Source organism: Citrobacter sp. LJND-P06 (genome assembly GCF_058188415.1).
Genome location: NZ_CP187317.1, coordinates 1,142,214 through 1,166,891, shown reverse-complemented (window position 1 = coordinate 1,166,891; position 24,678 = coordinate 1,142,214). Strand labels below are relative to the sequence as shown.

At 53.4% G+C, this 24,678-nt stretch carries 24 protein-coding genes and 2 pseudogenes; 6 read left to right on the top strand and 20 right to left on the bottom strand.

Annotated elements, in window-relative coordinates; genetic code table 11:
- Positions 1-52: 52 nt before the first annotated feature.
- Positions 53-3,940, bottom strand: coding sequence for a phosphoribosylformylglycinamidine synthase (gene purL / locus ACO7SM_RS05660; RefSeq protein ID WP_490470037.1), 3,888 nt, complete (start codon positions 3,938-3,940; stop codon positions 53-55).
- Positions 3,941-4,196: 256 nt separating this feature from the next.
- Between purL and mltF the strand changes: the two genes are divergently transcribed.
- Complete coding sequence (gene mltF, locus ACO7SM_RS05655; RefSeq protein WP_490470036.1) at positions 4,197-5,744, top strand: membrane-bound lytic murein transglycosylase MltF; 1,548 nt, start codon at positions 4,197-4,199, stop codon at positions 5,742-5,744.
- Between the two features lie 8 nt (positions 5,745-5,752).
- On the opposite strand, the gene tadA is transcribed toward mltF, so the two are convergent.
- The 4 genes and pseudogenes from tadA to murQ all read right to left on the bottom strand — a co-directional run bounded on the left by tadA (position 5,753) and on the right by murQ (position 8,017).
- Complete coding sequence (tadA, locus tag ACO7SM_RS05650; protein ID WP_490470035.1) at positions 5,753-6,256, bottom strand: tRNA adenosine(34) deaminase TadA; 504 nt, start codon at positions 6,254-6,256, stop codon at positions 5,753-5,755.
- 55 nt (positions 6,257-6,311) lie between these two features.
- On the bottom strand, positions 6,312-6,947 hold the full coding sequence (yfhb, locus tag ACO7SM_RS05645) for a phosphatidylglycerophosphatase C (protein WP_490470875.1): 636 nt from the start codon (positions 6,945-6,947) through the stop codon (positions 6,312-6,314).
- Between the two features lie 6 nt (positions 6,948-6,953).
- A pseudogene (locus tag ACO7SM_RS05640) lies at positions 6,954-7,069 on the bottom strand (PTS transporter subunit EIIC); the annotation flags it as partial.
- A gap of 54 nt (positions 7,070-7,123) precedes the next feature.
- Complete coding sequence (gene murQ, locus ACO7SM_RS05635) at positions 7,124-8,017, bottom strand: N-acetylmuramic acid 6-phosphate etherase (protein ID WP_490470034.1); 894 nt, start codon at positions 8,015-8,017, stop codon at positions 7,124-7,126.
- Between the two features lie 115 nt (positions 8,018-8,132).
- Here murQ and ACO7SM_RS05630 point away from each other — a divergent pair, with 115 nt between their 5' ends.
- Positions 8,133-8,981 carry a MurR/RpiR family transcriptional regulator gene (locus ACO7SM_RS05630; RefSeq protein ID WP_490470033.1) on the top strand — a complete coding sequence of 283 codons (849 nt, stop codon included), beginning with the start codon at positions 8,133-8,135 and terminating at the stop codon, positions 8,979-8,981.
- Between the two features lie 55 nt (positions 8,982-9,036).
- Positions 9,037-9,297, top strand: coding sequence for a YfhL family 4Fe-4S dicluster ferredoxin (locus tag ACO7SM_RS05625; RefSeq protein ID WP_490470032.1), 261 nt, complete (start codon positions 9,037-9,039; stop codon positions 9,295-9,297).
- 12 nt (positions 9,298-9,309) lie between these two features.
- Here ACO7SM_RS05625 and acpS read toward each other — a convergent pair whose 3' ends face one another.
- From acpS to rseD, 12 genes are all read right to left on the bottom strand, one after another.
- Positions 9,310-9,690: a holo-ACP synthase gene (gene acpS, locus ACO7SM_RS05620; RefSeq protein WP_490470031.1), complete on the bottom strand. Its 381-nt coding sequence runs from the start codon at positions 9,688-9,690 to the stop codon at positions 9,310-9,312.
- On the bottom strand, positions 9,690-10,421 hold the full coding sequence (pdxJ, locus tag ACO7SM_RS05615) for a pyridoxine 5'-phosphate synthase (protein WP_490470030.1): 732 nt from the start codon (positions 10,419-10,421) through the stop codon (positions 9,690-9,692). Before pdxJ ends, acpS begins: the two co-directional genes overlap by 1 nt.
- 11 nt (positions 10,422-10,432) lie before the next feature.
- A complete protein-coding gene (recO, locus tag ACO7SM_RS05610; protein ID WP_490470874.1) occupies positions 10,433-11,161 on the bottom strand; it encodes a DNA repair protein RecO in 729 nt (242 codons plus the stop codon).
- Between the two features lie 120 nt (positions 11,162-11,281).
- On the bottom strand, positions 11,282-12,187 hold the full coding sequence (era, locus tag ACO7SM_RS05605) for a GTPase Era (RefSeq protein ID WP_490470029.1): 906 nt from the start codon (positions 12,185-12,187) through the stop codon (positions 11,282-11,284).
- Positions 12,184-12,864, bottom strand: a complete 681-nt coding sequence (gene rnc, locus ACO7SM_RS05600) for a ribonuclease III (protein ID WP_162379144.1) — start codon at positions 12,862-12,864, stop codon at positions 12,184-12,186. Before rnc ends, era begins: the two co-directional genes overlap by 4 nt.
- A gap of 224 nt (positions 12,865-13,088) precedes the next feature.
- Positions 13,089-14,063 carry a signal peptidase I gene (lepB, locus tag ACO7SM_RS05595; RefSeq protein WP_490470028.1) on the bottom strand — a complete coding sequence of 325 codons (975 nt, stop codon included), beginning with the start codon at positions 14,061-14,063 and terminating at the stop codon, positions 13,089-13,091.
- A gap of 15 nt (positions 14,064-14,078) precedes the next feature.
- Entirely contained in the window at positions 14,079-15,878 is a 1,800-nt protein-coding gene (gene lepA / locus ACO7SM_RS05590) for a translation elongation factor 4 (RefSeq protein ID WP_490470027.1), read from the bottom strand.
- A gap of 195 nt (positions 15,879-16,073) precedes the next feature.
- Positions 16,074-16,553, bottom strand: a complete 480-nt coding sequence (gene rseC, locus ACO7SM_RS05585; RefSeq protein ID WP_490470026.1) for a SoxR-reducing system protein RseC — start codon at positions 16,551-16,553, stop codon at positions 16,074-16,076.
- A complete protein-coding gene (rseB, locus tag ACO7SM_RS05580) occupies positions 16,550-17,503 on the bottom strand; it encodes a sigma-E factor regulatory protein RseB (protein WP_490470025.1) in 954 nt (317 codons plus the stop codon). The genes rseC and rseB overlap by 4 nt, the downstream gene beginning before the upstream one ends.
- On the bottom strand, positions 17,503-18,153 hold the full coding sequence (gene rseA, locus ACO7SM_RS05575) for an anti-sigma-E factor RseA (protein ID WP_162379149.1): 651 nt from the start codon (positions 18,151-18,153) through the stop codon (positions 17,503-17,505). The genes rseB and rseA overlap by 1 nt, the downstream gene beginning before the upstream one ends.
- 31 nt (positions 18,154-18,184) lie before the next feature.
- Positions 18,185-18,760: an RNA polymerase sigma factor RpoE gene (gene rpoE, locus ACO7SM_RS05570; protein ID WP_000003307.1), complete on the bottom strand. Its 576-nt coding sequence runs from the start codon at positions 18,758-18,760 to the stop codon at positions 18,185-18,187.
- Positions 18,757-18,840 carry a rpoE leader peptide RseD gene (gene rseD / locus ACO7SM_RS05565; RefSeq protein WP_490470873.1) on the bottom strand — a complete coding sequence of 28 codons (84 nt, stop codon included), beginning with the start codon at positions 18,838-18,840 and terminating at the stop codon, positions 18,757-18,759. Before rseD ends, rpoE begins: the two co-directional genes overlap by 4 nt.
- 347 nt (positions 18,841-19,187) lie before the next feature.
- On the opposite strand from rseD, the gene nadB reads away from it, so the two are divergent.
- Positions 19,188-20,810, top strand: a complete 1,623-nt coding sequence (gene nadB / locus ACO7SM_RS05560) for an L-aspartate oxidase (protein WP_490470024.1) — start codon at positions 19,188-19,190, stop codon at positions 20,808-20,810.
- Here nadB and trmN read toward each other — a convergent pair.
- Positions 20,795-21,532, bottom strand: a complete 738-nt coding sequence (gene trmN, locus ACO7SM_RS05555) for a tRNA(1)(Val) (adenine(37)-N(6))-methyltransferase TrmN (RefSeq protein WP_490470023.1) — start codon at positions 21,530-21,532, stop codon at positions 20,795-20,797. The genes nadB and trmN overlap by 16 nt on opposite strands.
- Before the next feature lie 131 nt (positions 21,533-21,663).
- Between trmN and srmB the strand changes: the two genes are divergently transcribed.
- Positions 21,664-22,998 carry an ATP-dependent RNA helicase SrmB gene (gene srmB / locus ACO7SM_RS05550; protein WP_490470022.1) on the top strand — a complete coding sequence of 445 codons (1,335 nt, stop codon included), beginning with the start codon at positions 21,664-21,666 and terminating at the stop codon, positions 22,996-22,998.
- Positions 22,999-23,016: 18 nt separating this feature from the next.
- Here srmB and ACO7SM_RS05545 read toward each other — a convergent pair.
- Positions 23,017-23,133: pseudogene (locus ACO7SM_RS05545) on the bottom strand (LysR family transcriptional regulator); the annotation flags it as partial.
- Positions 23,134-23,279: 146 nt separating this feature from the next.
- The gene (gene grcA / locus ACO7SM_RS05540) at positions 23,280-23,663 is read right to left on the bottom strand and encodes an autonomous glycyl radical cofactor GrcA (RefSeq protein ID WP_096756118.1); all 384 of its coding nucleotides are present in this window, start codon (positions 23,661-23,663) and stop codon (positions 23,280-23,282) included.
- Between the two features lie 317 nt (positions 23,664-23,980).
- Here grcA and ung point away from each other — a divergent pair, with 317 nt between their 5' ends.
- Positions 23,981-24,670, top strand: a complete 690-nt coding sequence (gene ung / locus ACO7SM_RS05535; RefSeq protein WP_490470021.1) for a uracil-DNA glycosylase — start codon at positions 23,981-23,983, stop codon at positions 24,668-24,670.
- The last annotated feature ends 8 nt before the right edge of the window (positions 24,671-24,678 follow it).

Here is a 24,678-nt window from a genome sequence, read left to right as displayed (position 1 = left end):
GTCATCAAAAATGCCCGGTAGAATTCACCGGGCATTTATCATTGTGGGGACATTAACCTAACTGCTTACGCGCGTTACGGAAGATACGCATCCATGGGCTGTCCTCGCCCCAGTTTTCCGGGTGCCAGGAGTTGCTTACGGTGCGGAAAACGCGTTCCGGGTGCGGCATCATGATGGTTACACGACCATTTTCAGTAGTCACCGCCGTGATCCCGTTCGGCGAGCCGTTCGGGTTCGCCGGGTAGGTTTCTGTTACTTTACCGAAGTTATCGACATAGCGCAGTGCCACCAGACCTTTGCTCTCAAGCTGAGCCAGATGCGCATCGTCACGCACTTCCACACGCCCTTCACCATGAGAAACGGCAATCGGCATCTGTGAGCCCACCATTCCCTGCAGTAACAGAGAGGGGCTTTGGGTCACTTCTACCAGACTAAAGCGCGCTTCAAAACGGTCGGAATGGTTACGCACAAAGCGCGGCCACAGATCGCTGCCCGGGATCAGCTCACGCAGATTGGACATCATCTGGCAGCCATTACACACGCCCAGCGCCAGCGTTTGCGGACGGTGGAAGAAGGTTTCAAACGCATCGCGCACGCGGTTGTTAAAGAGGATCGATTTCGCCCAACCTTCACCGGCCCCCAGTACGTCGCCGTAAGAGAAGCCGCCACACGCCACCAGCGCCTGGAAGTCATCAAGGCCTGTACGCCCCGCCAACAGGTCACTCATGTGTACATCGATTGCATCAAAGCCCGCACGGTGGAAGGCCGCCGCCATTTCCACATGCGAGTTGACGCCCTGCTCGCGCAGTACTGCGACTTTTGGACGCGCGCCGGTCGCGATGTATGGCGCAGCGATATCTTCGCTGATATCAAACGACAGCTTCACATTAAGGCCTGGATCGGCATCGTTGGTTTTCGCCTGATGTTCCTGATCGGCACATTCAGGGTTGTCACGCAGACGCTGCATTTGCCATGTGGTTTCAGCCCACCAGGTACGCAAGGTGGTACGGCTTTCGCTGAAGACAACCTGCCCCTTCGCTTCGATAACAAAACGGTCACCGGAAACGGCCTGGCCTAACGCGTGAACGCAGTCGCCAAGACCATGTTGCGCCAGCACGGTTTCGACGGCCTGACGATCCGCCGCACGAACCTGAATGACAGCGCCCAGCTCTTCGTTAAACAGCGCTGCCAGACGATCGTCGCCCAGGGCCGCGATATCCGCCTGAATGCCGCAGTGACCGGTAAAGGCCATCTCAGCCAGCGTCACCAACAAACCGCCATCAGAACGGTCGTGATACGCCAGCAGTTTGCGCTGCGCCACCAGCGCCTGCATTGCATCATAAAAGCCTTTCAGCTGCGCGACGTCACGCACGTCTGCCGGTTTGTCGCCAAGCTGACGGTAAACCTGCGCCAGCGCCGTTGCCCCCAGCGCGTTGTGCCCCTTGCCAAGGTCAATCAGCAGCAGCACGTTGTCTTCCGTGGAGAGCTGCGGCGTGATGGTGTGGCGGACGTCTTCTACGCGGGCAAACGCGGTGATCACCAGCGATAATGGAGAGGTCATTTCACGCTGTTCATTGCCTTCCTGCCAGCGGGTTTTCATCGACATCGAGTCTTTGCCCACCGGAATGGTCAGACCCAATGCCGGGCAGAGCTCTTCACCCACCGCTTTTACGGCTTCATACAAGCCGGCATCTTCGCCCGGGTGGCCTGCTGCCGCCATCCAGTTTGCAGACAGTTTGATACGTTTGATATCACCAATCTGGGTCGCCGCGATGTTGGTAAGCGCTTCTCCAACCGCCAGACGGGCAGACGCGGAGAAATCCAGCAATGCGACAGGCGCACGTTCGCCCAGCGACATGGCTTCGCCGTAGTAGCTGTCAAGACTGGCGGTGGTCACCGCACAGTTCGCCACCGGAACCTGCCACGGGCCAACCATCTGATCGCGCGCCACCATGCCAGTGACGGTGCGGTCGCCGATGGTGACGAGGAACGTTTTTTCCGCCACTGCAGGTAAATGCAGTACGCGGTTGACCGCATCGGCAACGGTAATATCACGACGATCCAGCGCGTCGCCTTTTGCTTGCAGGCGCTGTACATCGCGGGTCATTTTCGGCGTTTTGCCCAACAGAACATCCAGCGGCAGATCGATAGGCTGATTATCGAAATGGCGGTCATTCATCGAAAGATGCTGTTCTTCCGTTGCTTCACCGATCACGGCGTACGGCGCGCGCTCGCGCTTGCAAAGCGCATCAAACAGCGGCAACTGGTCGGCGGCAACCGCCAGAACATAACGTTCCTGCGATTCGTTACACCAGATTTCCAGCGGGCTCATACCCGGCTCGTCGCTGAGGATGTCACGCAGTTCAAATTTGCCGCCGCGCCCGCCGTCGCTTACCAGTTCCGGCATCGCGTTAGAGAGACCACCCGCACCCACGTCGTGGATAAACAGGATCGGGTTAGCGTCGCCCAACTGCCAGCAACGGTCGATAACCTCCTGGCAGCGACGTTCCATTTCCGGGTTGTCGCGCTGTACGGAGGCGAAATCCAGATCGGCATCGGACTGGCCGGATGCCATAGAAGAGGCCGCGCCGCCGCCAAGACCGATGTTCATCGCCGGGCCGCCGAGCACAATCAGCTTCGCGCCAACGACTATCTCACCTTTTTGTACGTGATCGGCGCGGATGTTGCCGATCCCGCCCGCCAGCATGATCGGTTTGTGATAGCCGCGTAGCTCTTCGCCGTTGTGGCTGTTCACTTTCTCTTCATACGTACGGAAGTAACCGTTCAGCGCCGGACGACCAAATTCGTTGTTAAACGCAGCGCCGCCCAGCGGGCCTTCGGTCATGATGTCCAGCGCGGTAACAATGCGCTCCGGCTTACCGAAATCTTCTTCCCACGGCTGTTCAAAGCCCGGAATACGCAGGTTGGAAACGGAGAAACCGACCAGGCCGGCTTTCGGCTTTGCGCCACGCCCGGTCGCGCCTTCGTCACGAATCTCGCCACCGGAACCGGTCGCAGCGCCAGGCCACGGCGAAATTGCGGTCGGGTGGTTATGGGTTTCGACTTTCATCAGGATGTGCGTTGGCTCCTGATGGAAGTCATAACGACCCGTTTCATGGTCGGCGAAGTAACGCCCCACGTCAGAACCTTCCATGACCGCCGCGTTATCTTTATAGGCTGAAAGTACGTGCTCCGGCGTCTTCTCGAAGGTGTTCTTGATCATTTTGAACAACGACTTCGGCTGTTGTTCGCCATCAATGACCCAGTCGGCGTTGAAAATCTTGTGGCGGCAGTGTTCGGAGTTCGCCTGGGCGAACATATAGAGTTCGATATCGTTCGGATTGCGGCCCAGGTTACTGAAGGCAGTATGCAGATAATCAATTTCGTCATCCGCCAGCGCCAGGCCCAGACGCAGGTTAGCGTTAATCAATGCCTGACGACCTTCGCCCAGCACATCAACGCTGGCAACCGGTGCCGGTTGGTGGTGAACAAACAGTTTTTCTGCGTCGTTCAGCGAGGAGAAAATCGTCTCCATCATGCGGTCGTGCAGTTCAGCGGCAACGCTTTGCCACTGCTCAGCGGTGAGAGGCTCAGCATCAACGTACCAGGCAATGCCACGTTCCAGACGGCTCACCTGTTGCAGGCCGCAGTTGTGTGCAATATCCGTTGCTTTGGAAGACCAGGGAGAGATGGTGCCAGGACGAGGGGTAACTAACAGCAGTTTTCCCTCCGGGGTATGGCTGCGTAAGCTCGGGCCATACTTCAGCAAACGGGCAAGCTGTGCATGCTCATCATCGTTCAGCGGTGCATTAAGGCAGGCAAAATGGACATACTCAGCGTAAATATTGTTGACCTGGAGGTTGGCAGCCTGAAAACGCGCCAGCAGTTTGTTAATACGGAATGCAGACAGTGCAGGCGAACCACGCAGAATTTCCATCATAAGTCTCTCGTCTTCTAAGCTTTCGGTGTGCCCAAGTGGGGAAACGGGCGTCATTATAAAGAATCTGGCGCGCTGACGAAACCGTTTGCGTCGAAATAAAATCACCGCCGTTTCTTATCATCCGATGCGCCACTGATTCCGAATTAGTTGCCAACTGGCGTATTGTTGCGCAAAATGCCGCACATCAATGACTCACACTGGCTTTAATCACTGCATTTTCAGGCTGAGAAACCGCACGATCCAGAGAATTAACTAATTGAAAAAATTAAAGATTAATTATCTGTTCATCGGCATACTGACGCTGCTGTTGGCAGCGGCCCTCTGGCCATCAATCCCCTGGTTCGGTAAAGCCGATAATCGTATCGCCGCCATTCAGGCGCGGGGAGAGCTGCGCGTCAGTACCATTGATTCACCGCTAACCTACTCAACCCTCAATGGAAAAAAGTACGGTCTGGATTATGAGCTGGCGCAACTGTTCGCCAACTACTTAGGCGTAAAGCTGAAGGTCACCGTACGTCAGAACATCAGCCAGTTGTTTGACGATCTGGACAATGGCAAAGCCGACCTGCTGGCCGCGGGTCTGGTCTATAACAGCGAACGCGTGAAAAACTACCAATCGGGCCCAACGTACTACTCTGTTTCTCAGCAAGTGGTTTATCGGGTCGGACAATATCGCCCGCGAACCCTTGCCGCCGTGAATGAAAACCAACTCACCATTGCGCCAGGTCATGTGGTCTTGAATGACCTACGCACCCTGAAAGAGACAAAGTTCCCCGAGCTCAGTTGGAAAGTCGATGACAAAAAAGGCACGACGGAACTGATGGAAGCGGTGATCAGCGGCGAACTGGAGTACACCATCGCTGACTCGGTGGCGATCAGCTTGTTCCAGCGCGTACACCCTGAACTGGCCGTTGCACTGGATGTCACCGATGAGCAGCCTGTCACCTGGTTCAGCCAACTGGATGATGACAACACGCTCTCGGCAGCCCTGCTCGATTTTTTTAACACCATGAATGAAGACGGTTCTCTGGCGCGACTGGAAGAGAAATATTTGGGTCACGGCGGCGACTTTGATTACGTTGACACCCGCACCTTCTTACGCGCTGTCGATAATGTGCTGCCAGAGCTGAAACCGCTGTTTCAGAAGTATGCGCAGGAAATTGACTGGCGTTTACTGGCGGCTATCGCATATCAGGAATCGCACTGGGATGCACAAGCCACTTCGCCAACCGGCGTCCGCGGCATGATGATGCTCACCAGAAATACCGCCCAGAGCCTGGGATTGACTGACAGAACCGACGCCGAACAGAGCATCAGCGGCGGCGCGCGTTATCTACAGGACATGATGAGCAAAGTCCCTGATACCGTCCCCGAAGAAGAGCGTATCTGGTTTGCGCTCATTGCTTACAACATGGGCTATGCGCACATGCTCGACGCCCGGGCGTTAACGGTAAAAACCAAAGGAAATCCGGACAGTTGGAGCGATGTAAAACAGCGCTTACCGCTGCTCAGCCAGAAACCGTATTACAGTAAGTTGACCTACGGTTATGCGCGCGGACATGAAGCTTACGCCTACGTGGAAAACATTCGAAAGTATCAGATAAGCCTGGTCGGTTATCTGCAGGAGAAGGAAAAACAGGCCGCAGAAACACTGAAACTGGCGCAGGACTACCCGGCGGTGTCTGCGGAGGAATTTGGTAAAGAGAGGCTCTCCCTCTCCTCGTTTTTGTCTCAGTCGTCCTCGGCCTACCTGACGCCTTCGCCAACATTACTGTTACCGCCAAAGGAAAAAGAGGCAGAGTAACGCGACGTTTATTCAGGCGTCGCCGATGATTTTTTCAGCGCTTTGATCTCCTGACGACGCATGCGGAAAAAATCGCTAAGCAGCGTCGCGCATTCATCACGCAAGATACCCTCGGTGATTTCCACCCGATGATTCATACCCGGGTGATGTAAGACATCCATCAGCGAGCCTGCCGCGCCCGTTTTTGCATCACGCGCGCCAAAAACAACCCGACCAATCCGACTGTGAACCATCGCGCCCGCACACATGACGCACGGTTCCAGCGTGACGTACAGCGTGGCGTCCAGCAAACGGTAGTTTTGCAGCACCATTCCCCCTTGTCGCAACGCCATAATTTCCGCATGCGCAGTGGGATCGTGATGACCAATCGGCCGATTCCACCCTTCACCGATGATGCGATTGTTGTGCACCAATACAGCCCCCACCGGCACTTCACGTTCGTCCCAGGCGCGCTTCGCCAGCGTCAACGCATGACGCATCCAGTATTCGTGGCTAAATTCGACTTCAGACAAAGGGAGACTCCAGTAATAAAAGCGGGCGCATTATACACAGACACTCTGCTTTGCACTATTCCAGTTGCTGGAGCTCACCGCGTGGCGTGACGCGCCAGCGATGCTGGCAAAAGTAGAGTAATGGGTTGTCCTGCTTGCTGTCGCTGTATCCACTGTACAGACGCAGCGGCGTGCCAATCTGCCGCTCAAGTTGCGCGACTTTTTCGTGTCCCAGGCAACGCAGGGTCAATACCCAGCCACCATAGCCTCGCTGGATCTGACTGGCGATCAGGTTAACGCGAGGTAGCCACGGGGTATCAAAATAGACCTGCTCGACCAGCAACTGCGGCGAACCGGTGATCAGCCAGATATCGGCATCAGAACTCAACAAATAGGTGGTGAGTCGTTCCTGCACAATCGGAAACGCGGTGACGTTATCCCGAAACCAACGCACAAAGTCAGCCTGACGCGCTTTCAGACGCGCTTCGCTGTGACCAAACGTACATCCCCACAACAGGAGACTCACGGGCCAGCGAGCGGCGCGCCCTTTTATCATCAACGCAATGGCAATGACAGGGAGTAAAGGCAGCACGAGCAGCACATTCAGCGGCTGGCGACGCAACAGATAACGCAGGAAACTGCCAAACATATCCTGCTGGTGCAACGTACCATCCAAATCAAAAAATACGACACGACGCTCGTGGCTGGTCAAACCCTGCACCTCTGGAAAGTTGAACGCTGAAGCCGGGTCAACGAAAACCCGGCGCTTACTTCTATTAAATAGCCTAACAGATAGAACATCACTTTTCCGGCAACAATCGTTAATGCGCACGGTCGTGTCACATCAATGATAAACGGCTCGCGCCCCGTCGCCGTATGCTCGCCTGTTTAGTTTTCTAATGCCGCCCGTAAAAATCCCTGGTGAGCCGACAGTTTTTCTCTGGCGGCTGCCGCATCCAGCCCGGAGAGCGCCATCAGAATGGCGGGTTTGACGTCAAAATCGGTTTGTGTCAGTAACGCCTGGGCTTCTTCTCGCGTAATCCCGGTCGCTTCTACCACCATGCGACACGCTCTGTCGATCAGTTTGACGTTGGTGGCCTTCATATCCACCATCAGATTTTGATAGACCTTGCCGAATTTCACCATCGCACCAGTGGAGATCATATTGAGCACCAGCTTTTGTGCAGTACCTGATTTCAGTCGCGTTGAACCCGTCAGCGCCTCGGGGCCAACCACCGGCGAAATCGCAATGTCCGCCTCACGCGCGATCGGTGAGTCAGGATTACAGGAAATCGCCACCGTGGTGCATCCTGCCTGGTTGGCATACTTCAGGCCGCCAATCACGTAGGGCGTGCGACCAGATGCCGCCAGTCCAACCACCAGATCCTGCGCGGTCAGATTGAGCGCCTTTAAATCCTCTTCCCCTAACTGCAGACTGTCTTCGGCACCTTCAACCGCCTTCAACAACGCGCCCGGCCCCCCTGCAATCAATCCCACGACCAGTCCATGCGGCACGCCAAAGGTGGGTGGGCATTCAGACGCATCAAGCACTCCCAGCCGTCCACTGGTGCCAGCACCCATATAAATAATGCGCCCCCTAGCCTTTAACGCATTTGCAGCGGCATCGACTGCACGCGCAACGTCCGGCAGCGTCTCTTTTACTGCGAGCGCTACCTGCGTATCCTGTTGATTAAAACGATGAACCAGCTCAAGCGTGGATAAAGCATCAAGGTCCATAGTCTGTGGATTACGGGTTTCTGAAACTAACGCGCCGAGATTCATTTTTTCTCCTCAGGAATTTTTAATTCAAACTATTTCCCTATAATGGAATATTATATTCATTCAGGCGAGTGAAATTTGTGTCGCTGTCGCCATCACGTTTTCGCCAGGAGAGCCCATGAACTGTTTGGTCCGTATTCGTCAACGTTATCCCCATCTTGCCCAAAGCGACAAGAAGCTTGCGGATTATCTTCTTTCGCAACCGGATAACGCGCGGCATCTCAGCTCGCAGCAGCTTGCCGCCGAAGTGGGCATCAGTCAGTCCAGCGTGGTGAAATTCGCGCAAAAAATGGGGTTTAAAGGATTTCCGGCACTGAAACTGGCGATCAGCGAAGCGCTGGTGAGCAATCCGAATCCTCAGTCAGTTCCCGTCCACAATCTGATCCGTGGCGATGACCCTATGCGTCTGGTTGGCGAAAAGCTGATAAAAGAAAATGTGGCGGCGATGCACGCAACACTCGACGTCAACAGTGAAGAAAAGCTAATAGAGAGTGTGACGATGCTACGTCGCGCCCGCCGGATTGTCCTGACCGGAATTGGCGCTTCAGGCCTTGTTGCGCAAAACTTTGCCTGGAAGCTCATGAAGATTGGCTTTAATGCTGTCGTCGAACGCGATATGCACGCCCTGCTGGCGACGGTTCAGGCGCTCTCTTCAGAGGATCTGCTGCTGGCCATCTCCTACACGGGTGAACGCAGAGAGCTTAATCTGGCTGCGGATGAAACATTGCTGGTCGGCGGGAAAATACTGGCCATCACCGGATTTACGCCTAACGCATTGCAACAGCGCGCTACGCATTGTCTGTATACCATTGCGGAGGAGCAGGCCACCCGGAGTGGGGCTATTTCATCCACGCATGCTCAAATGATGCTCACCGATGTGCTTTTTATGGCGCTGGTTCAACAGGATTTGGAACACGCTCCGGGACGGATCAGACACAGCGAAGCGCTGGTAAAAAAACTGGTCTGAGCAAAGAATGCGCGTATAATGCCCGCCCGATTTAAGATGTTTTGAGAGTATCCTGATGGCGCTGTTAATCACCAAAAAATGCATCAATTGCGATATGTGCGAGCCTGAATGCCCAAACGAGGCAATTTCTATGGGCGATGCTATCTATGAGATTAACAGCGACAAGTGTACTGAATGCGTCGGTCATTACGACACGCCAACCTGTCAGAAAGTATGCCCGATCCCGAATACGATTCTGAAAGACCCGGCACACGTCGAAACGCAGGAGCAGTTGTGGGATAAGTTTGTCCTGATGCACCACGCGGACAAAATCTGAATCGGCCCTTGCTTAACCCTCGATAATTACCGTGGCGCAGGCGTAGTGTCGTTCATCTGCCAGCGTGACGTGCATACTGGTCACACCGAGGGTTTCCGCCAGCTTTAGCGCCTCCCCCCACAACCGTAAACGCGGCTTGCCTAGCTCATCGTTAAACACTTCAAACTGGTTAAACGCCAGCCCGTTGCGAATTCCGGTGCCAAAGGCTTTTGCCGCCGCCTCTTTTACCGCGAAACGTTTGGCGAGAAAACGCACCGGTTGTTGGTGCGTTTCCCAAATGGCCCATTCATTGTCGCTGAGCACTCTTCTTGCAAGACGATCGCCCGACCGCGAGATAACTGCCTCAATACGGGCAATTTCTACAATATCCGTGCCCAACCCCAGGATCGCCATTAGCCACGCGCTTCCAGCATCAGACGTTTCATTTCAGCAACCGCCTCTTTCAGACCGCTCATCACCGCACGTCCGATAATGGCATGACCGATATTCAGCTCGTGCATTTCCGGCAACGCGGCGATGGCTTTCACGTTGTGATACGTCAGGCCGTGACCCGCATTCACTTTCAGCCCCAGACCTGCCGCAAAGGTCGCTGCCCTGGCGATACGCGCCAGCTCCTGCGCCTGCTCAGCGTCGGTTTTGGCATCCGCATAGCAGCCGGTATGAATTTCAATGTAGGGCGCCCCAACCTCTGCGGCGGCTTTGATCTGCGCTTCATCGGCATCAATGAACAATGACACGAGGATCCCTGCATCTGCCAGACGTTTACAGGCATCGCGCATTTTGTCGCGCTGACCCGCCACATCCAGACCGCCCTCGGTGGTCACTTCCTGGCGTTTTTCCGGCACCAGACAGCAAAAATGCGGTTTCGTCTCAATGGCAATCGCCAGCATCTCTTCCGTCACGGCCATTTCCAGGTTCATGCGGGTATCCAGCGTTTGGCGCAGAATACGCACGTCACGGTCAGTGATATGACGGCGATCTTCACGCAGGTGCACGGTAATACCGTCGGCACCCGCTTGTTCGGCGATAAATGCAGCTTGTACCGGGTCCGGGTATGCGGTGCCACGCGCATTACGCAGAGTGGCAATGTGGTCAATGTTGACGCCTAACAGTAATTCAGCCATGACAATCCTCGTTAATCATTATTCGTTTTCAATGCGCGTTTTGGCATAAACTGCCGGAAGAGCTCCCGGCTTTTTAACGGCTTACCACCAAGATACGGCTTTAGCGCCATACGGGTAAAGCGTTTCGCTGCGCGCAATGTATCAACATCAGGAAATTCTCTTGCTTCAAGCGCCTTCAGATGCCGTCCGGTGAAGGTGTTGTTATCAATCACCACGCTGGCGATAAACCCTTTCTCTTCGCGATAGCGATACGTCATGGTGTCATCAACCATTTCACCGCTGCCTGCGCAATGCGTGAAGTCCACCCCATACCCCAGGTGACCGAGCAACGCGAGCTCAAAGCGACGCAGAGCGGGTTCGGGAGTCCCTGTGGCACCTGCCAGTGTTTGTATGCAGTTCAGATAATCAAAAAAGAGTTCAGAAAAGCGCGTCTCGTATTCAAGTACACGAGAAACCAATTCGTTGATGTAGAGGCCACTGTAAAGCGTGATACCGCTGAGAGGAAGCGCCAGGGAGACGGCTTCTGCGCTGCGTAAGGTTTTCACCTCACCGCGACCGCCAAAGCGAAGCAGGAGCGGCGTGAAAGGCTGTAAAGCGCCTTTCAGATTAGAACGTTTGGAACGTGCGCCTTTGGCGACCAGACGCACGCGACCTGACTCTTCCGTGAAGACGTCCAGCATCAGGCTGGTTTCGCTCCACGGGCGGCTGTGCAATACGAATGCGCGCTGCCAGCCTTCCATCATACTCGTCGCCTTTCACGTTGCAGGTGCGTTGGCCGCGCGCCTTCGGAGCCAGCGTAAACGCTGTTCAAAACACGATGTGTTTTGTCCTGCACCCCGAAAGTCATAGAGCATGCAATATTAGAGATCGTCGCCATAACCGAGACTGCGCAGCGCGCGTTCGTCGTCGGCCCAGCCGGATTTCACTTTCACCCACAGTTCCAGGTGTACTGGCGCTTCAAACATGTCCTGCATATCTTTACGCGCTTCAATACCGATGGTTTTGATTTTGGCCCCTTTGTTGCCAATGACCATCTTCTTCTGCCCTTCACGCTCAACGAGGATAAGCCCATTGATGTCGTAGCCGCCGCGTTCGTTAGTAATGAAACGCTCAATCTCAACGGTCACGGAGTACGGCAGTTCAGCCCCCAGGAAACGCATCAGTTTTTCACGGATGATTTCCGAAGCCATAAAGCGCTGGGAACGATCGGTGATGTAATCTTCCGGGAAGTGATGGATGGCCTCTGGCAGGTGTTTACGCACGATGCCCGCGACGGTGTCCACGTTCATACCGGTTTCTGCAGACATCGGCACGATATCGAGGAAATTCATCTGGCTTGCCAGGAATTGCAGGTGTGGCAGTAAATCCGCTTTTTCCTGCACGTTATCCACTTTGTTGACGGCCAGGATAACCGGTGCTTTACCGTCACGCAGTTTGTTCAGCACCATCTCATCGTCTGGCGTCCAGCGGGTGCCTTCCACAACGAAAATGATCAGTTCAACGTCGCCTATGGAGCTGCTCGCCGCTTTGTTCATCAGGCGGTTAATGGCGCGTTTTTCTTCCATGTGCAAACCCGGGGTATCGACATAAATAGCCTGATACGCCCCTTCGGTATGGATACCGACGATGCGGTGACGTGTGGTTTGCGCCTTACGGGAAGTAATTGAAATCTTCTGCCCAAGCAGATTATTCAACAGGGTAGATTTGCCTACGTTCGGACGACCAACGATGGCAATAAATCCGCAATAGGTTTTATCTTCGCTCATTCCAACTCCAGTTTTTTCAACGCCTGTTCGGCGGCAGCCTGCTCAGCCTTACGACGGCTTGAACCTGTGCCTACCACCGGTTCACTCAGGCCGCTGACCTGGCAGTGGATAGTAAATTCCTGATCATGCGCTTCACCACGCACCTGTACCACCAGATAAGACGGTAACGGCAGATGACGACCTTGCAAATATTCCTGCAAACGCGTTTTCGGATCTTTTTGTTTATCGCCCGGGCTAATTTCATCCAGACGGCTTTGATACCAGTTAAGGATCAGTTTCTCGACGGTCTGAATATCGCTGTCGAGGAATACGCCACCAATTAACGCTTCTACGGTATCGGCCAGAATAGATTCACGACGGAAGCCGCCGCTTTTCAATTCACCTGGCCCCAAACGCAAGCATTCACCCAGATCAAACTCACGGGCTAATTCCGCCAGTGTGTTACCACGCACCAGCGTGGCACGCATACGACTCATATCGCCTTCGTCCACACGCGGGAAACGGTGATACAGCGCATTAGCGATGACAAAGCTTAAAATAGAGTCGCCTAAAAACTCTAAACGCTCGTTATGTTTGCTGCTGGCACTACGATGGGTTAATGCCTGCTGCAACAGCTCCTGATGAGTAAAAGTGTAGCCCAGCTTCCGTTGAAGCCGATTAATTACGATGGGGTTCATGCGATACCAATAAATGAATGCGTCAACAATCCAGCACACGAAACAGACCTGTATTTGAAACCAATGCTGTTTCGTGTGCCGTGGCGACCAGACGGCGCCAACCTTAAACTTCGGGGGAATATTCTATACACAACGACAAAGGATGTCGTTAGTCTGAGGGAATTTATCCAATAAATAATTCATGTTGTCGCCATTAAGACGACAACATGAACATTTATCAGGAATTAATGAATGCCACCAATACGGCTTAGACGCACGCCGGTAGGCCATTCACCTTCTTGTTTATCAAAACTCATCCAGATCGCCGTTGCTTTACCGACCAGATTCGCTTCCGGTACAAATCCCCAGTAACGGCTGTCCGCGCTGTTATCACGGTTATCACCCATCATGAAGTATTGTCCCGGCGGCACAATCCAGGTTGCCAGTTGCTGACCCGGCTGTTGGTAATACATCCCGACCTGATCCTGTGCAATTGGCACAGTCAGGATCCGGTGAGTTACCTCACCCAGCGTCTCTTTGCGCTCCGTCAAACGGATACCGTTATCTTTGGTTTCGTTCAACGGCACTTCAAAGAATCCGCTGCTGGCTTCGCCTGCGTTACGACGGCCGAACGTCTGAACAAAATCGCTCGGCTGAACATTGGAATAAGTTACCGCCAGCGCATTTGCACATGCCTGACCTGAACGGCATCCAGGCTGAATGGTAACTTCTTTTGCTACCGGATCGTACGAGACTTTATCACCCGGTAAACCGACAGCGCGTTTGATGTAATCCAGACGCGGATCTTCCGGGTATTTAAAGACCACGATATCGCCACGTTTTGGATGACCGGTTTCAATCAAGGTTTTCTGGTAAATCGGGTCTTTAATTCCATAGGCGAATTTTTCCACCAGAATAAAGTCACCGATTAACAGTGTCGGCATCATCGAACCTGACGGGATCTGGAAGGGTTCATAAATAAATGAACGCACAACCAGCACAATCGCCAGCACCGGAAATACCGACGCACCGGTTTCCAGCCAGCCGGGCTTAGGCGCCACTTTTTTTAGCGTGGCTTTGTCCAGCGACTCATTGACAGCGGCTTGTGCCGCTGCCTGACGCTCCCGACGTTTTGGCGCGAAGATAAACTTATCCACGCACCATAAAATGCCCGTAACCAGTGTGGCAATCACCAGAATCAGGGCAAACATATTCGCCATGCCAACTCCTTAGGGTTATTTGCTGTCTTTACCGACATGCAGAATGGCGAGAAACGCTTCCTGAGGCAGCTCTACGTTACCGATCTGCTTCATTCGTTTTTTACCTTCTTTCTGCTTCTGCAGCAGTTTTTTCTTACGGCTGATATCACCGCCATAGCACTTCGCCAACACGTTCTTACGCAGCTGCTTCACCGTCGAGCGCGCAATAATGTGTGTCCCAATCGCGGCCTGGATAGCAATATCAAACTGCTGGCGCGGGATGAGCTCTTTCATCTTCTCAACCAAATCACGGCCACGGCTTTGCGAATTACCACGGTGAGTGATCAGCGCCAGCGCATCAACACGCTCGTTGTTGATCAACACGTCAACACGAACCATGTCCGATGTCTGGAAGCGTTTGAAGTTATAGTCCAGCGACGCGTAGCCACGAGACGTTGACTTCAGACGGTCGAAGAAGTCGAGCACCACTTCCGCCATCGGGATTTCGTAGGTCAGCGCCACCTGGTTACCGTGGTATACCATGTTGGTCTGTACGCCACGCTTCTCGATACACAGCGTGATAACGTTGCCCAGGTAAGCCTGCGGCAGCAGCATGTGACATTCCGCGATCGGCTCGCGCAACTCATAAATGTTGTTCAGCGGCGGCAGTTTGGACGGGCTATCAACATAGATAGTTTCTTTGCCCGTGGTTTCGACCTCGTAAACAACGGTCGGCGCTGTGGTTATCAGATCCAGATCGTATTCACGTTCCAGACGCTCCTGAATGATCTCCATGTGCAGAAGCCCCAGGAAGCCACAGCGGAAGCCGAAGCCCAGCGCCGTTGAGCTTTCTGGCTCGTAGAACAGAGAAGCGTCGTTCAGGCTCAGTTTACCGAGCGCATCGCGGAAGTTTTCGTAATCGTCTGAACTGACCGGGAACAGACCGGCATAAACCTGTGGTTTAACCTTTTTAAACCCTGGCAGCGCTTTATCTGCCGGGTTACGCGCCTGCGTCAGCGTATCGCCAACCGGTGCGCCGAGGATGTCTTTAATCGCACAAACCAGCCAACCTACCTCGCCGCATTTCAGCTCAGTACGGTCAACCTGCTTCGGTGTAAAGATGCCCAGACGGTCTGCGTTGTAGACCTGCCCGGTGCTCATCACTTTAATTTTGTCGCCTTTACGCATGGTGCCGTTTTTAATACGCACCAGCGAGACAACGCCAAGATAGTTATCGAACCAGGAGTCGATGATCAGCGCCTGCAGCGGGCCTTCCGGATCGCCTTCCGGCGGCGGAATATCGCGCACCAGACGTTCCAGAACGTCGGTTACGCCCACGCCCGTTTTCGCGGAGCAGCGCACGGCGTCGGTGGCGTCGATGCCAACAATGTCTTCAATTTCTTCTGCCACACGTTCAGGATCGGCAGCAGGTAAGTCAATTTTGTTAAGAACCGGAACCACTTCCAGATCCATTTCCATGGCGGTATAGCAGTTCGCCAGGGTTTGTGCTTCTACGCCCTGTCCGGCGTCAACCACCAGCAATGCACCTTCACAAGCCGCCAGTGAACGGGAAACTTCATAAGAGAAGTCAACGTGGCCTGGGGTGTCGATAAAGTTAAGCTGATAGGTTTCACCATCAGAGGCTTTGAAATCGAGCGTCACGCTCTGCGCTTTGATAGTAATACCGCGCTCACGCTCAAGATCCATCGAGTCGAGAACCTGCGCTTCCATTTCACGGTCAGACAGGCCACCGCAGATCTGGATAATACGGTCAGACAGCGTTGATTTACCGTGGTCGATGTGAGCTATGATTGAAAAGTTACGTATGTTCTTCATATAGTGTAATTATTGTGCCTTACGCCTGGTTCGACAGGCTTTGAGAAGTCGCTGTTCTGAGCTTAACGTCTGTTTAAGTGAAACGCCGCATTCTACACTACAACGCTGAGGCGAGGAAATGTTCATAGAGCAAGGATAGCGGGAACTGGAAACAACATCGCTTTTGCAATGAAAAATGCAACAAAGCCAGTGAAATCACTGGCTCGTTTCGGCTGGAGGGCTCTCGACGCGGAGCATTCCCGGCGGCAGGGCAACGTTCAGAATCACCGGTTGCCAGGCTTCTCGTGTTGCCAGTTTGCGGGAGAAACCGCGTGCAATCAAAAATCCCCCGACCCCGCCTAATATCGCACCGCTCAATGAAGCAATGTCTGAGCCGAACAATACCTGAAATAAGGAAGCAAACAGAAAAAGCCCAGCCAGCGGCGACAGGTATACCAACATCGCTGACCCCAACAGGCTGCCTTCGGCAATACCCAGTTCGACTTTCTGCCCTGGAACCAACGGCTCAGCACTCGGCACCACAATCGTATGCGTCGTTTGCGGCCCCAGTTTATTCAACACCCGAGTGCCGCATCCTGCCCGGGAAGCGCAACTGCTGCAGGATGCCTTAACATCACAACTCACCCTCGCCTGACCATCCTGCCAGGAGACAACCGTTGCCCACTCTTTGATCATTGCGCTGCCCTGAACTTAATGTTGTCTGCAATACGTTTGGCAGTTTGCGGCGGAAGTTCACCCACAACGGTGATTTCTGCGTTGTCACGCACGCTGGTGCTTACCGTTCTACGCCCGGTACGCAGCAGTTGATCGGTGCTGGCTTGCGTCGCACGGTTAACGTTCACCGAGAAACTGAACAAACCATCGGAGTACAGACGAGACTCAATGGGCATTTCCATGGTCGGAATCGGACGTCGGCTACTGGAGATTTCGCTGAACCCTTGCGGAAGCCAGGATGGGCTCCAGTTGAAGTTGGTCTTTTCCCCCGCCGGAACGGAAAGCAGAGGCGGCAGATTAGCTTTTGCCAAGGTTTGCATCGTATTGCCGATATCATTGCTCACGTTGAAGGAAATCACACGGAATTGCTCCAGTGTTTCACCATCGCGATCAAGGAGATCAACTCTCATCGGTAATCGGGTCTCTGCGTCCATCCAGACGATGTAGCTATAGCGGGTACCGTCACGCGCAACAACACGGATCACTTCGCACAAACGGTCAGCAATACGCGTTTTCCCGACAGAGATAAAATCATAAAAGGGAGCGAGTCGCTTAAAGTCGGTGTAGACCAGAGAAGGCAGGGAATCAACGATGTAGTCACCGTTTAAGGTGAACGGCTCAAGCCCGGGTTCGAAATAGCTGATTTCGTTTCCACGCTGGACGACTTCCCGGCGCGGGCCATCCAGTTGCAACAATTGTGCAAGCGGACGATCTTCGAGGCGCGCATGCCGATAGCGCAGAGACTCAACGCCTTGTTTATTGATGCTGACGAATGACAGCTCGTAAGTGAGTGACTGGCTGGCCAGATTCATCTGCTGCAATAACGCCCCGGACGCAGGATTGGCCGAGGCGTTAGCAGAGAAGAACAGGCTACCTGTCACAAGTGACATGGCAAACCAAAGTTGCTTCATTACTGCGATTGCGTTCCTAAAGTTTGAATTCCTGGCACCTGCACAGCGGCTTGCTGTGTTTGCGCCTGCTCAAACTGAAGCTGTTCGGAGTGCAGTCGACGTTGCAGTTCGTAATCCTGCAGCATGGCATTGATACGACGACGCTGCTCCTGTACCTGCTGTTGCTGGCCACCGCTGGCCGTTGCATCGGAAGGTACCCCCAGACTCACCGGACTCGCCTTACCCATCATTGGTAAGGTATTGAATACCGGTGTTTCAGGCTGCTGGGACGTTTCAGATTGTCCGTTATAGTGCTGGACGCCAACAATAACTGCAAGCGATACGCATGCTGCAACGCCCATTTGGGTGAGTTGCGCTGCCCACGGACGCATTTTCTTCCAGAAAGGCATTTTTTGCCACTGGTGTGGTGCGGGTTGGGCTTCAGGGATCAACGGCGTCGCCTGGCGTACGGGCTCGCTTTCAATCGCGGCCATAACGCGCGCGGAAATATCGAAATGGAGAACATCAGCCGTGTCTCCGCGCATGGAATCGCGGATCAGGTGATAACTCTCCCATGTTTTCTGCATTTCCGGGTCATGAGTCAGCGCTTTAAGCAGCTCATTATCCAGCGTTTCGCCATCCATTAAAGCGGAAAGTTTCTCTTTCTGCATGCCTAATACCTTTTCCAGTATCCCGCTATCGTCAACGCCTGATAAGCGGTTGAACTTTATTATCAATAGCTTCCCGCGCTCGGAAGATACGAGAACGCACCGTACCCACCGGACAATCCATGATAGCAGCTATCTCTTCATAGCTTAGGCCATCTAGCTCCCGCAAGGTAATTGCCATGCGTAAATCTTCCGGGAGGGACTCAATAGTTCGGAAAACTATCTGTCTCAGCTCTTCTGACAACATTAAGTTCTCAGGGTTCGAAATTTCTTTCAGCGCACCACCACTTTCGAAGTTTTCTGCTTCAATCGCATCCACATCACTGGATGGCGGGCGGCGCCCCTGAGCGACCAGGTAATTCTTAGCTGTATTGACTGCAATTCGATATAGCCAGGTATAAAAAGCACTATCTCCCCGGAAAGAATCCAGCGCGCGATAGGCCTTAATAAATGACTCTTGCACCACATCGGGAACATCGCCCGACGGCACATAGCGGGAAACCAGACTCGCCACTTTATGCTGGTAGCGTACCACCAGTAAATTAAAGGCTTTCTGATCTCCCTTCTGGACCCGTTCAACCAGGACCTGGTCCGTTAACTGCTCGCTCATCCGAGGTAAAGTCTCCCCAAACCAAATTTCCACGCGCTCTCGAAACGCCACTCCATCAGCCGCACTATATGAGCAAGCACCAGGTTAGAGTGTCAGAGTTTCGTAAAGTTCCGTTACGCATTTGTTTTTGTTTGTCATGTTGTAGACAGGTCATTATCTCTCATTATAAGTCTACAGAGTCTGAACAACGCACTATCTGTTTAGAAATGCCCATTTAGTCGCTTGCAGAGTAACCCAACAGCGTCTTTATTTCATCACATTATCTGACGCTAACGACCTGCTTCGCAAAATATTTTCCCTATTCTACCTCTAACTGTCTTATCCTTTCATGTTTAGTGGTTGCAACACATTTGAAAATAAAACGTGCTGTAAAGCGCGGTGTGGTGCTATGCTGACCAAACACTGTTTAGTAAATTAAACAAACGCAATGAATACGATTCCTGAATTTTCCTGTGACGTGTTGATTATTGGCAGCGGTGCTGCCGGACTCTCTCTGGCACTGCGCCTGGCTGAAAAGCATCAGGTCATTGTCCTGAGTAAAGGGCCGGTCTGCGAAGGCTCGACATTTTATGCGCAGGGCGGTATTGCCGCCGTTTTCGATGAAACTGACAGTATTGACTCCCATGTCGAAGATACGTTGGTTGCAGGCGCCGGGATTTGCGATCGCCACGCGGTAGAGTTCGTCGCCAGCAATGCCCGCCCATGTGTTCAATGGCTGATTGATCAGGGCGTCCTGTTTGACACCCACGTTCAGGCTAATGGGGAAGAGAGCTATCACCTGACCCGCGAAGGTGGACATAGCCATCGCCGCATTCTGCATGCTGCCGATGCCACCGGCAAAGAAGTCGAAACCACGCTGGTCAGCAAGGCGCAAAACCATCCTAATATCCGTGTGCTGGAACGCAGCAATGCCGTTGATTTAATTATCTCCGACAAAATTGGCTTGCCGGGAACCCGCCGGGTGGTTGGCGCATGGATCTGGAATCGTAATAAAGAAGCCGTCGAAACCTGCCACGCCAAATCGGTTGTACTGGCGACGGGCGGAGCATCAAAGGTGTATCAATACACCACCAACCCGGATATCTCCTCAGGTGATGGTATTGCCATGGCCTGGCGCGCCGGGTGTCGCGTCGCCAACCTCGAGTTTAATCAGTTTCACCCCACTGCGTTATATCACCCACAGGCGCGAAATTTCCTGCTCACCGAAGCGCTGCGCGGCGAAGGGGCGCACCTTAAACGCCCTGACGGCACACGATTTATGCCGGACTTTGATGCGCGTGGCGAACTGGCACCACGCGATATTGTCGCCCGGGCCATCGATCATGAAATGAAGCGTCTTGGCGCAGATTGTATGTTCCTCGACATCAGTCATAAACCCGCTGAGTTTGTCCGCCAGCACTTCCCGATGATTTACGAAAAGCTGTTAGGACTGGGGATTGATCTCACCAAAGAACCCGTGCCCATCGTCCCTGCCGCACACTACACCTGCGGCGGCGTCATGGTGGACGATTTTGGCCGCACCGATGTCGATGGTCTGTATGCAATCGGAGAAGTGAGCTATACCGGCCTGCACGGCGCAAACCGCATGGCCTCTAATTCACTGCTTGAATGCCTGGTCTACGGTTGGTCAGCGGCGGAAGATATTGACCGCCGAATGCCCTATGCCCGTGGCGTTAATCAACTCCCGGCCTGGGATGAAAGCCGCGTTGAGAACCCGGATGAACTGGTAGTTATTCAGCATAACTGGCACGAATTGCGCCTGTTTATGTGGGACTATGTCGGCATTGTTCGCACGACAAAACGTCTGGAGCGCGCCCTGCGCCGCATCACCATGCTGCAACAGGAGATCGACGAGTATTACGCCAATTTCCGCGTGTCGAACAATTTACTGGAACTGCGTAATCTGGTGCAGGTGGCTGAACTTATTGTCCGCTGTGCGATGCAACGTAAAGAGAGCCGGGGTTTGCATTACACGCTGGATTATCCAGCCCTGTTGCCTGAATCCGGCCCGTCGGTGCTCTCTCCATTAAGCACTCACATAAACAGATAAAACGCCTGGGTTAGCGCCGTGTAACTTTCAGAGTAACGCTGGTCTGGCCCACGGATCACCATCCGGTCGCTAAAACACTCTCCGGCCAGCGGAGAAAACGCCAACAGCACCCGATGCGGCAAGCGAGCTTCCGTTTCCGCTACATCGGTACGCAGTCGCAAATGCCAACCCATGCTTAACGCCTGTTGCGTGAATGTGTTGCCAATGTGTTCTGGCAGCACAACGCAAAAGAATCCCTCTTCCGTAATGCACTCCGTGGCATTGGCCAGCAACGTCTGGTGATCCAGCGTCGTGGTATATCGCGCCTGTTCACGCTGTGGCGTGGCGCATTCCACGCCCTGCTCATAATAAGGAGGATTACTGATTATCAGATCGAAACGAACAGTCTGACGAGGAACCCATTGCTGAACGTCTTCACAGTGTACCGTCACGCGATGCGCCCACGGTGACTGTACAATATTTTCCTGCGCTTGTTCGGCAGCGGTGGCGTCCAGTTCTACAGCATCAATGATGACGTTTTCGTCGGTACGCTGCGCTAACATTAGCGCCAGCAGCCCACTACCCGTACCAATATCAAGGACTCGCTTTACACCCGCGACTGGCGCCCAGGCACCTAACAGAATGCCGTCAGTTCCCACTTTCATCGCGCAACGGTCGTGCGCTACAAAAAACTGCTTAAAAGTAAATCCATTACGACGGACGACGGATGTAGACTGGGGCATGAAAACACAACCTTGCAGGAAAAACGGCAATAGCACCGAGTGAAAACAATACCTGAGAAGCGATATCCATACAAACAGATGAAGATTGCAGCCGTAACGTCTATAATCAGCGCCCCACACAGAGGTAGAACATGACTGTAACGACTTTTTCCGAACTTGAACTCGATGAAAGCCTGCTGGAAGCTCTCCAGGATAAAGGTTTCACTCGCCCGACCGCCATTCAGGCTGCCGCCATTCCGCCTGCGCTCGATGGCCGTGATGTCCTCGGTTCTGCGCCAACAGGCACCGGTAAAACGGCGGCATATCTGCTGCCAGCGTTGCAGCACCTGCTCGACTTCCCGCGCAAAAAATCCGGTCCGCCGCGAATTTTGATTCTGACGCCGACCCGCGAACTGGCGATGCAGGTTGCCGATCACGCCCGTGAACTGGCGAAAAACACCCATCTGGATATCGCAACCATCACCGGGGGCGTGGCATACATGAACCACGCGGAAGTGTTTAGCGAAAACCAGGACATCGTGGTCGCCACCACCGGTCGCCTGTTGCAGTATATTAAAGAAGAAAACTTCGACTGCCGCGCCGTCGAAACCCTGATCCTCGACGAAGCCGATCGTATGGTGGACATGGGTTTTGCTCAGGATATTGAACATATCGCTGGGGAAACTCGCTGGCGTAATCAGACGATGCTGTTCTCCGCTACGCTTGAAGGCGAAGCTATTAAAGATTTTGCTGAGCGTCTGCTGAAAGAACCGGTTGAAGTCTCTGCAACGCCTTCCACTCGCGAGCGCAAAAAGATCCACCAATGGTACTACCGTGCCGATAATTTTGAGCATAAAGTCGAACTGTTGAAGCACCTGCTAAAACAAGACGATGCCACACGTACTATCGTATTTGTGCGTAAGCGCGAGCGCGTACATGAACTTGCCGGGATGCTGCGTACCGCGGGGATCAACAACTGCTATCTCGAAGGCGAGATGCCGCAGATCAAACGCAACGAAGGCATTAAGCGACTCACCGATGGTCGTGTAAACGTACTGGTTGCCACCGACGTTGCCGCGCGCGGTATCGATATTCCTGACGTGAGTCACGTCATTAACTTTGATATGCCGCGCAGTGGTGATACCTATCTGCACCGTATCGGTCGTACAGGCCGCGCCGGTCGTAAAGGTACCGCCATTTCTCTGGTCGAAACCCACGATCACCTGCTGTTGTTAAAGATCGGTCGCTACATTGAAGAACCGCTGAAAGTGCGAGTCATTGATGAGCTTCGCCCGACAACGCGTGCGCCGAGTGAGAAACTGACCGGCAAGCCATCTAAAAAAGTGTTGGCTAAACGCGCAGAGAAGAAAAAAGAGAAAGACAAAGAAAAACCACGCGTGAAAAAACGTCACCGTGATGCGAAAAATATCGGTAAGCGTCGCAAGCCTGCCAACGCGGGTACGCCACCGCAGAAGAACGAAGAGTAAAACAAATCGCCGGGTTATTTAGCCCGGCATTTTTTTATCTTCTGCTGAAAAACACGCCTCAACACACTCCATAAAAATCTGCATCGCCGGGCTGACGGCTTTTCCCGCATGGTGCGCGCACAACGCCATGATTGAAGGCGTTGTATCGAATGGCCGTTTATTTACTGCTGGTGGTCTGGTGGGTAGTGCGGATTTTTTACTGATGGAATGCAAAAAGCGGAAGATACGCTTGCATCTTCCGCTTTTGATTATCGTATTACTGGGGGATTCCCCCGTGAGCCTTACAGGCTCTCAGTAAAGGTACGAGCGATAACGTCGCGCTGCTGTTCTGGCGTCAGAGAGTTAAAACGCACAGCATAGCCAGAAACACGGATGGTCAGTTGCGGATATTTTTCCGGATGCTTAACCGCATCTTCCAGCGTTTCGCGACGCAGAACGTTAACGTTCAGGTGCTGACCACCTTCCACGCGAACTTCCGGTTGCACGTCTACCGGAACTTCACGGTATTCGATTTCGCCCAGTTTGCTGACGGCAACGACTTCGTCTGCAGAGAAACCTGCTTTCGCAACGATGCAGCGTGCTTCGCCTTTTTCGCTGTCCAGCAGCCAGAAAGAGTTCAGCAGGTCGTCGTTAGCAGCTTTAGTAATCTGGATACCTGTAATCATGTGATGCCTCCCCGGCAAAATTAATTGATTTCGGTTGGCCCATCGCGGCCAATTGGTAAAACCATTGTTGCTTGAGTGTATATATACCCCTCACACCCCCTTGATTCTTTGATTTAAATCAACAAAAACCACACCACAAAAAGGGTGATGGGTGGATTTTATTGTTTTACATCAACTTACACCCCGCGCAGCGATAAACTTTTTACATAAATTTTCAACATTCTTTAGACGTAGCCCGGCTTTGCGGCATGCAGAATTTTGCGCCGTAGAAAGAAGCAGTTAAGCTAGGCGTATTGAAAAATTCGCAGGAGAGCGAGATGGCTACCGAATTAACCTGGCATGACGTACTGGCTGATGAAAAGCAGCAGCCTTACTTTGTTAACACGCTACATACCGTCGCTGGAGAGCGTCAGTCGGGAATGACGATTTATCCACCGCAACAGGATGTCTTCAATGCGTTTCGCTTCACTGAACTGGGTGATGTTAACGTCGTGATTTTGGGGCAAGACCCCTATCATGGGCCCGGTCAGGCGCATGGACTTGCCTTCTCAGTGCTTCCTGGGATCGCCCCGCCTCCGTCGCTGGTAAATATGTATAAAGAACTGGAGGCCTCAGTACCAGGCTTTACGCGTCCCACGCATGGTTATCTGGAAAGTTGGGCGCGTCAGGGCGTACTGCTGCTCAATACGGTGCTCACCGTGCGAGCGGGCCAGGCGCATTCACACGCCAGTCTCGGCTGGGAAACGTTCACCGATAAGGTCATCAGTCTTATCAATGAACATCGGGAAGGGGTGGTCTTTTTACTCTGGGGTGCACACGCGCAGAAGAAAGGCGCCATTATTGACACCCAGCGCCATCACGTATTGAAAGCGCCACATCCATCGCCGCTGTCCGCGCATCGTGGTTTCTTTGGCAGCAATCACTTTGTTCTGACAAATCAGTGGCTGGAACAGCGTGGCGAAAAGCCAATCGACTGGATGCCGGTGATACCGGAGAAGAGTGAATAACCTATTGC

Coding starts and splice junctions, on each gene's coding strand:
- pdxJ (WP_490470030.1), bottom strand. CDS start 10,421: ATGGCTGAATTACTGTTAGGCGTCAACATTGACCACATTGCCACTCTG.
- lepB (WP_490470028.1), bottom strand. CDS start 14,063: ATGGCGAATATGTTTGCCCTGATTCTGGTGATTGCCACACTGGTTACG.
- recO (WP_490470874.1), bottom strand. CDS start 11,161: ATGGAAGGCTGGCAGCGCGCATTCGTATTGCACAGCCGCCCGTGGAGC.
- era (WP_490470029.1), bottom strand. CDS start 12,187: ATGAGCGAAGATAAAACCTATTGCGGATTTATTGCCATCGTTGGTCGT.
- purL (WP_490470037.1), bottom strand. CDS start 3,940: ATGATGGAAATTCTGCGTGGTTCGCCTGCACTGTCTGCATTCCGTATT.
- rnc (WP_162379144.1), bottom strand. CDS start 12,864: ATGAACCCCATCGTAATTAATCGGCTTCAACGGAAGCTGGGCTACACT.
- ACO7SM_RS05630 (WP_490470033.1), top strand. CDS start 8,133: ATGAACTGTTTGGTCCGTATTCGTCAACGTTATCCCCATCTTGCCCAA.
- rseA (WP_162379149.1), bottom strand. CDS start 18,153: ATGCAGAAAGAGAAACTTTCCGCTTTAATGGATGGCGAAACGCTGGAT.
- rseB (WP_490470025.1), bottom strand. CDS start 17,503: ATGAAGCAACTTTGGTTTGCCATGTCACTTGTGACAGGTAGCCTGTTC.
- srmB (WP_490470022.1), top strand. CDS start 21,664: ATGACTGTAACGACTTTTTCCGAACTTGAACTCGATGAAAGCCTGCTG.
- trmN (WP_490470023.1), bottom strand. CDS start 21,532: ATGCCCCAGTCTACATCCGTCGTCCGTCGTAATGGATTTACTTTTAAG.
- lepA (WP_490470027.1), bottom strand. CDS start 15,878: ATGAAGAACATACGTAACTTTTCAATCATAGCTCACATCGACCACGGT.
- nadB (WP_490470024.1), top strand. CDS start 19,188: ATGAATACGATTCCTGAATTTTCCTGTGACGTGTTGATTATTGGCAGC.
- rseC (WP_490470026.1), bottom strand. CDS start 16,553: ATGATCAAAGAGTGGGCAACGGTTGTCTCCTGGCAGGATGGTCAGGCG.
- rpoE (WP_000003307.1), bottom strand. CDS start 18,760: ATGAGCGAGCAGTTAACGGACCAGGTCCTGGTTGAACGGGTCCAGAAG.
- murQ (WP_490470034.1), bottom strand. CDS start 8,017: ATGAATCTCGGCGCGTTAGTTTCAGAAACCCGTAATCCACAGACTATG.
- acpS (WP_490470031.1), bottom strand. CDS start 9,690: ATGGCGATCCTGGGGTTGGGCACGGATATTGTAGAAATTGCCCGTATT.
- grcA (WP_096756118.1), bottom strand. CDS start 23,663: ATGATTACAGGTATCCAGATTACTAAAGCTGCTAACGACGACCTGCTG.
- ACO7SM_RS05625 (WP_490470032.1), top strand. CDS start 9,037: ATGGCGCTGTTAATCACCAAAAAATGCATCAATTGCGATATGTGCGAG.
- ung (WP_490470021.1), top strand. CDS start 23,981: ATGGCTACCGAATTAACCTGGCATGACGTACTGGCTGATGAAAAGCAG.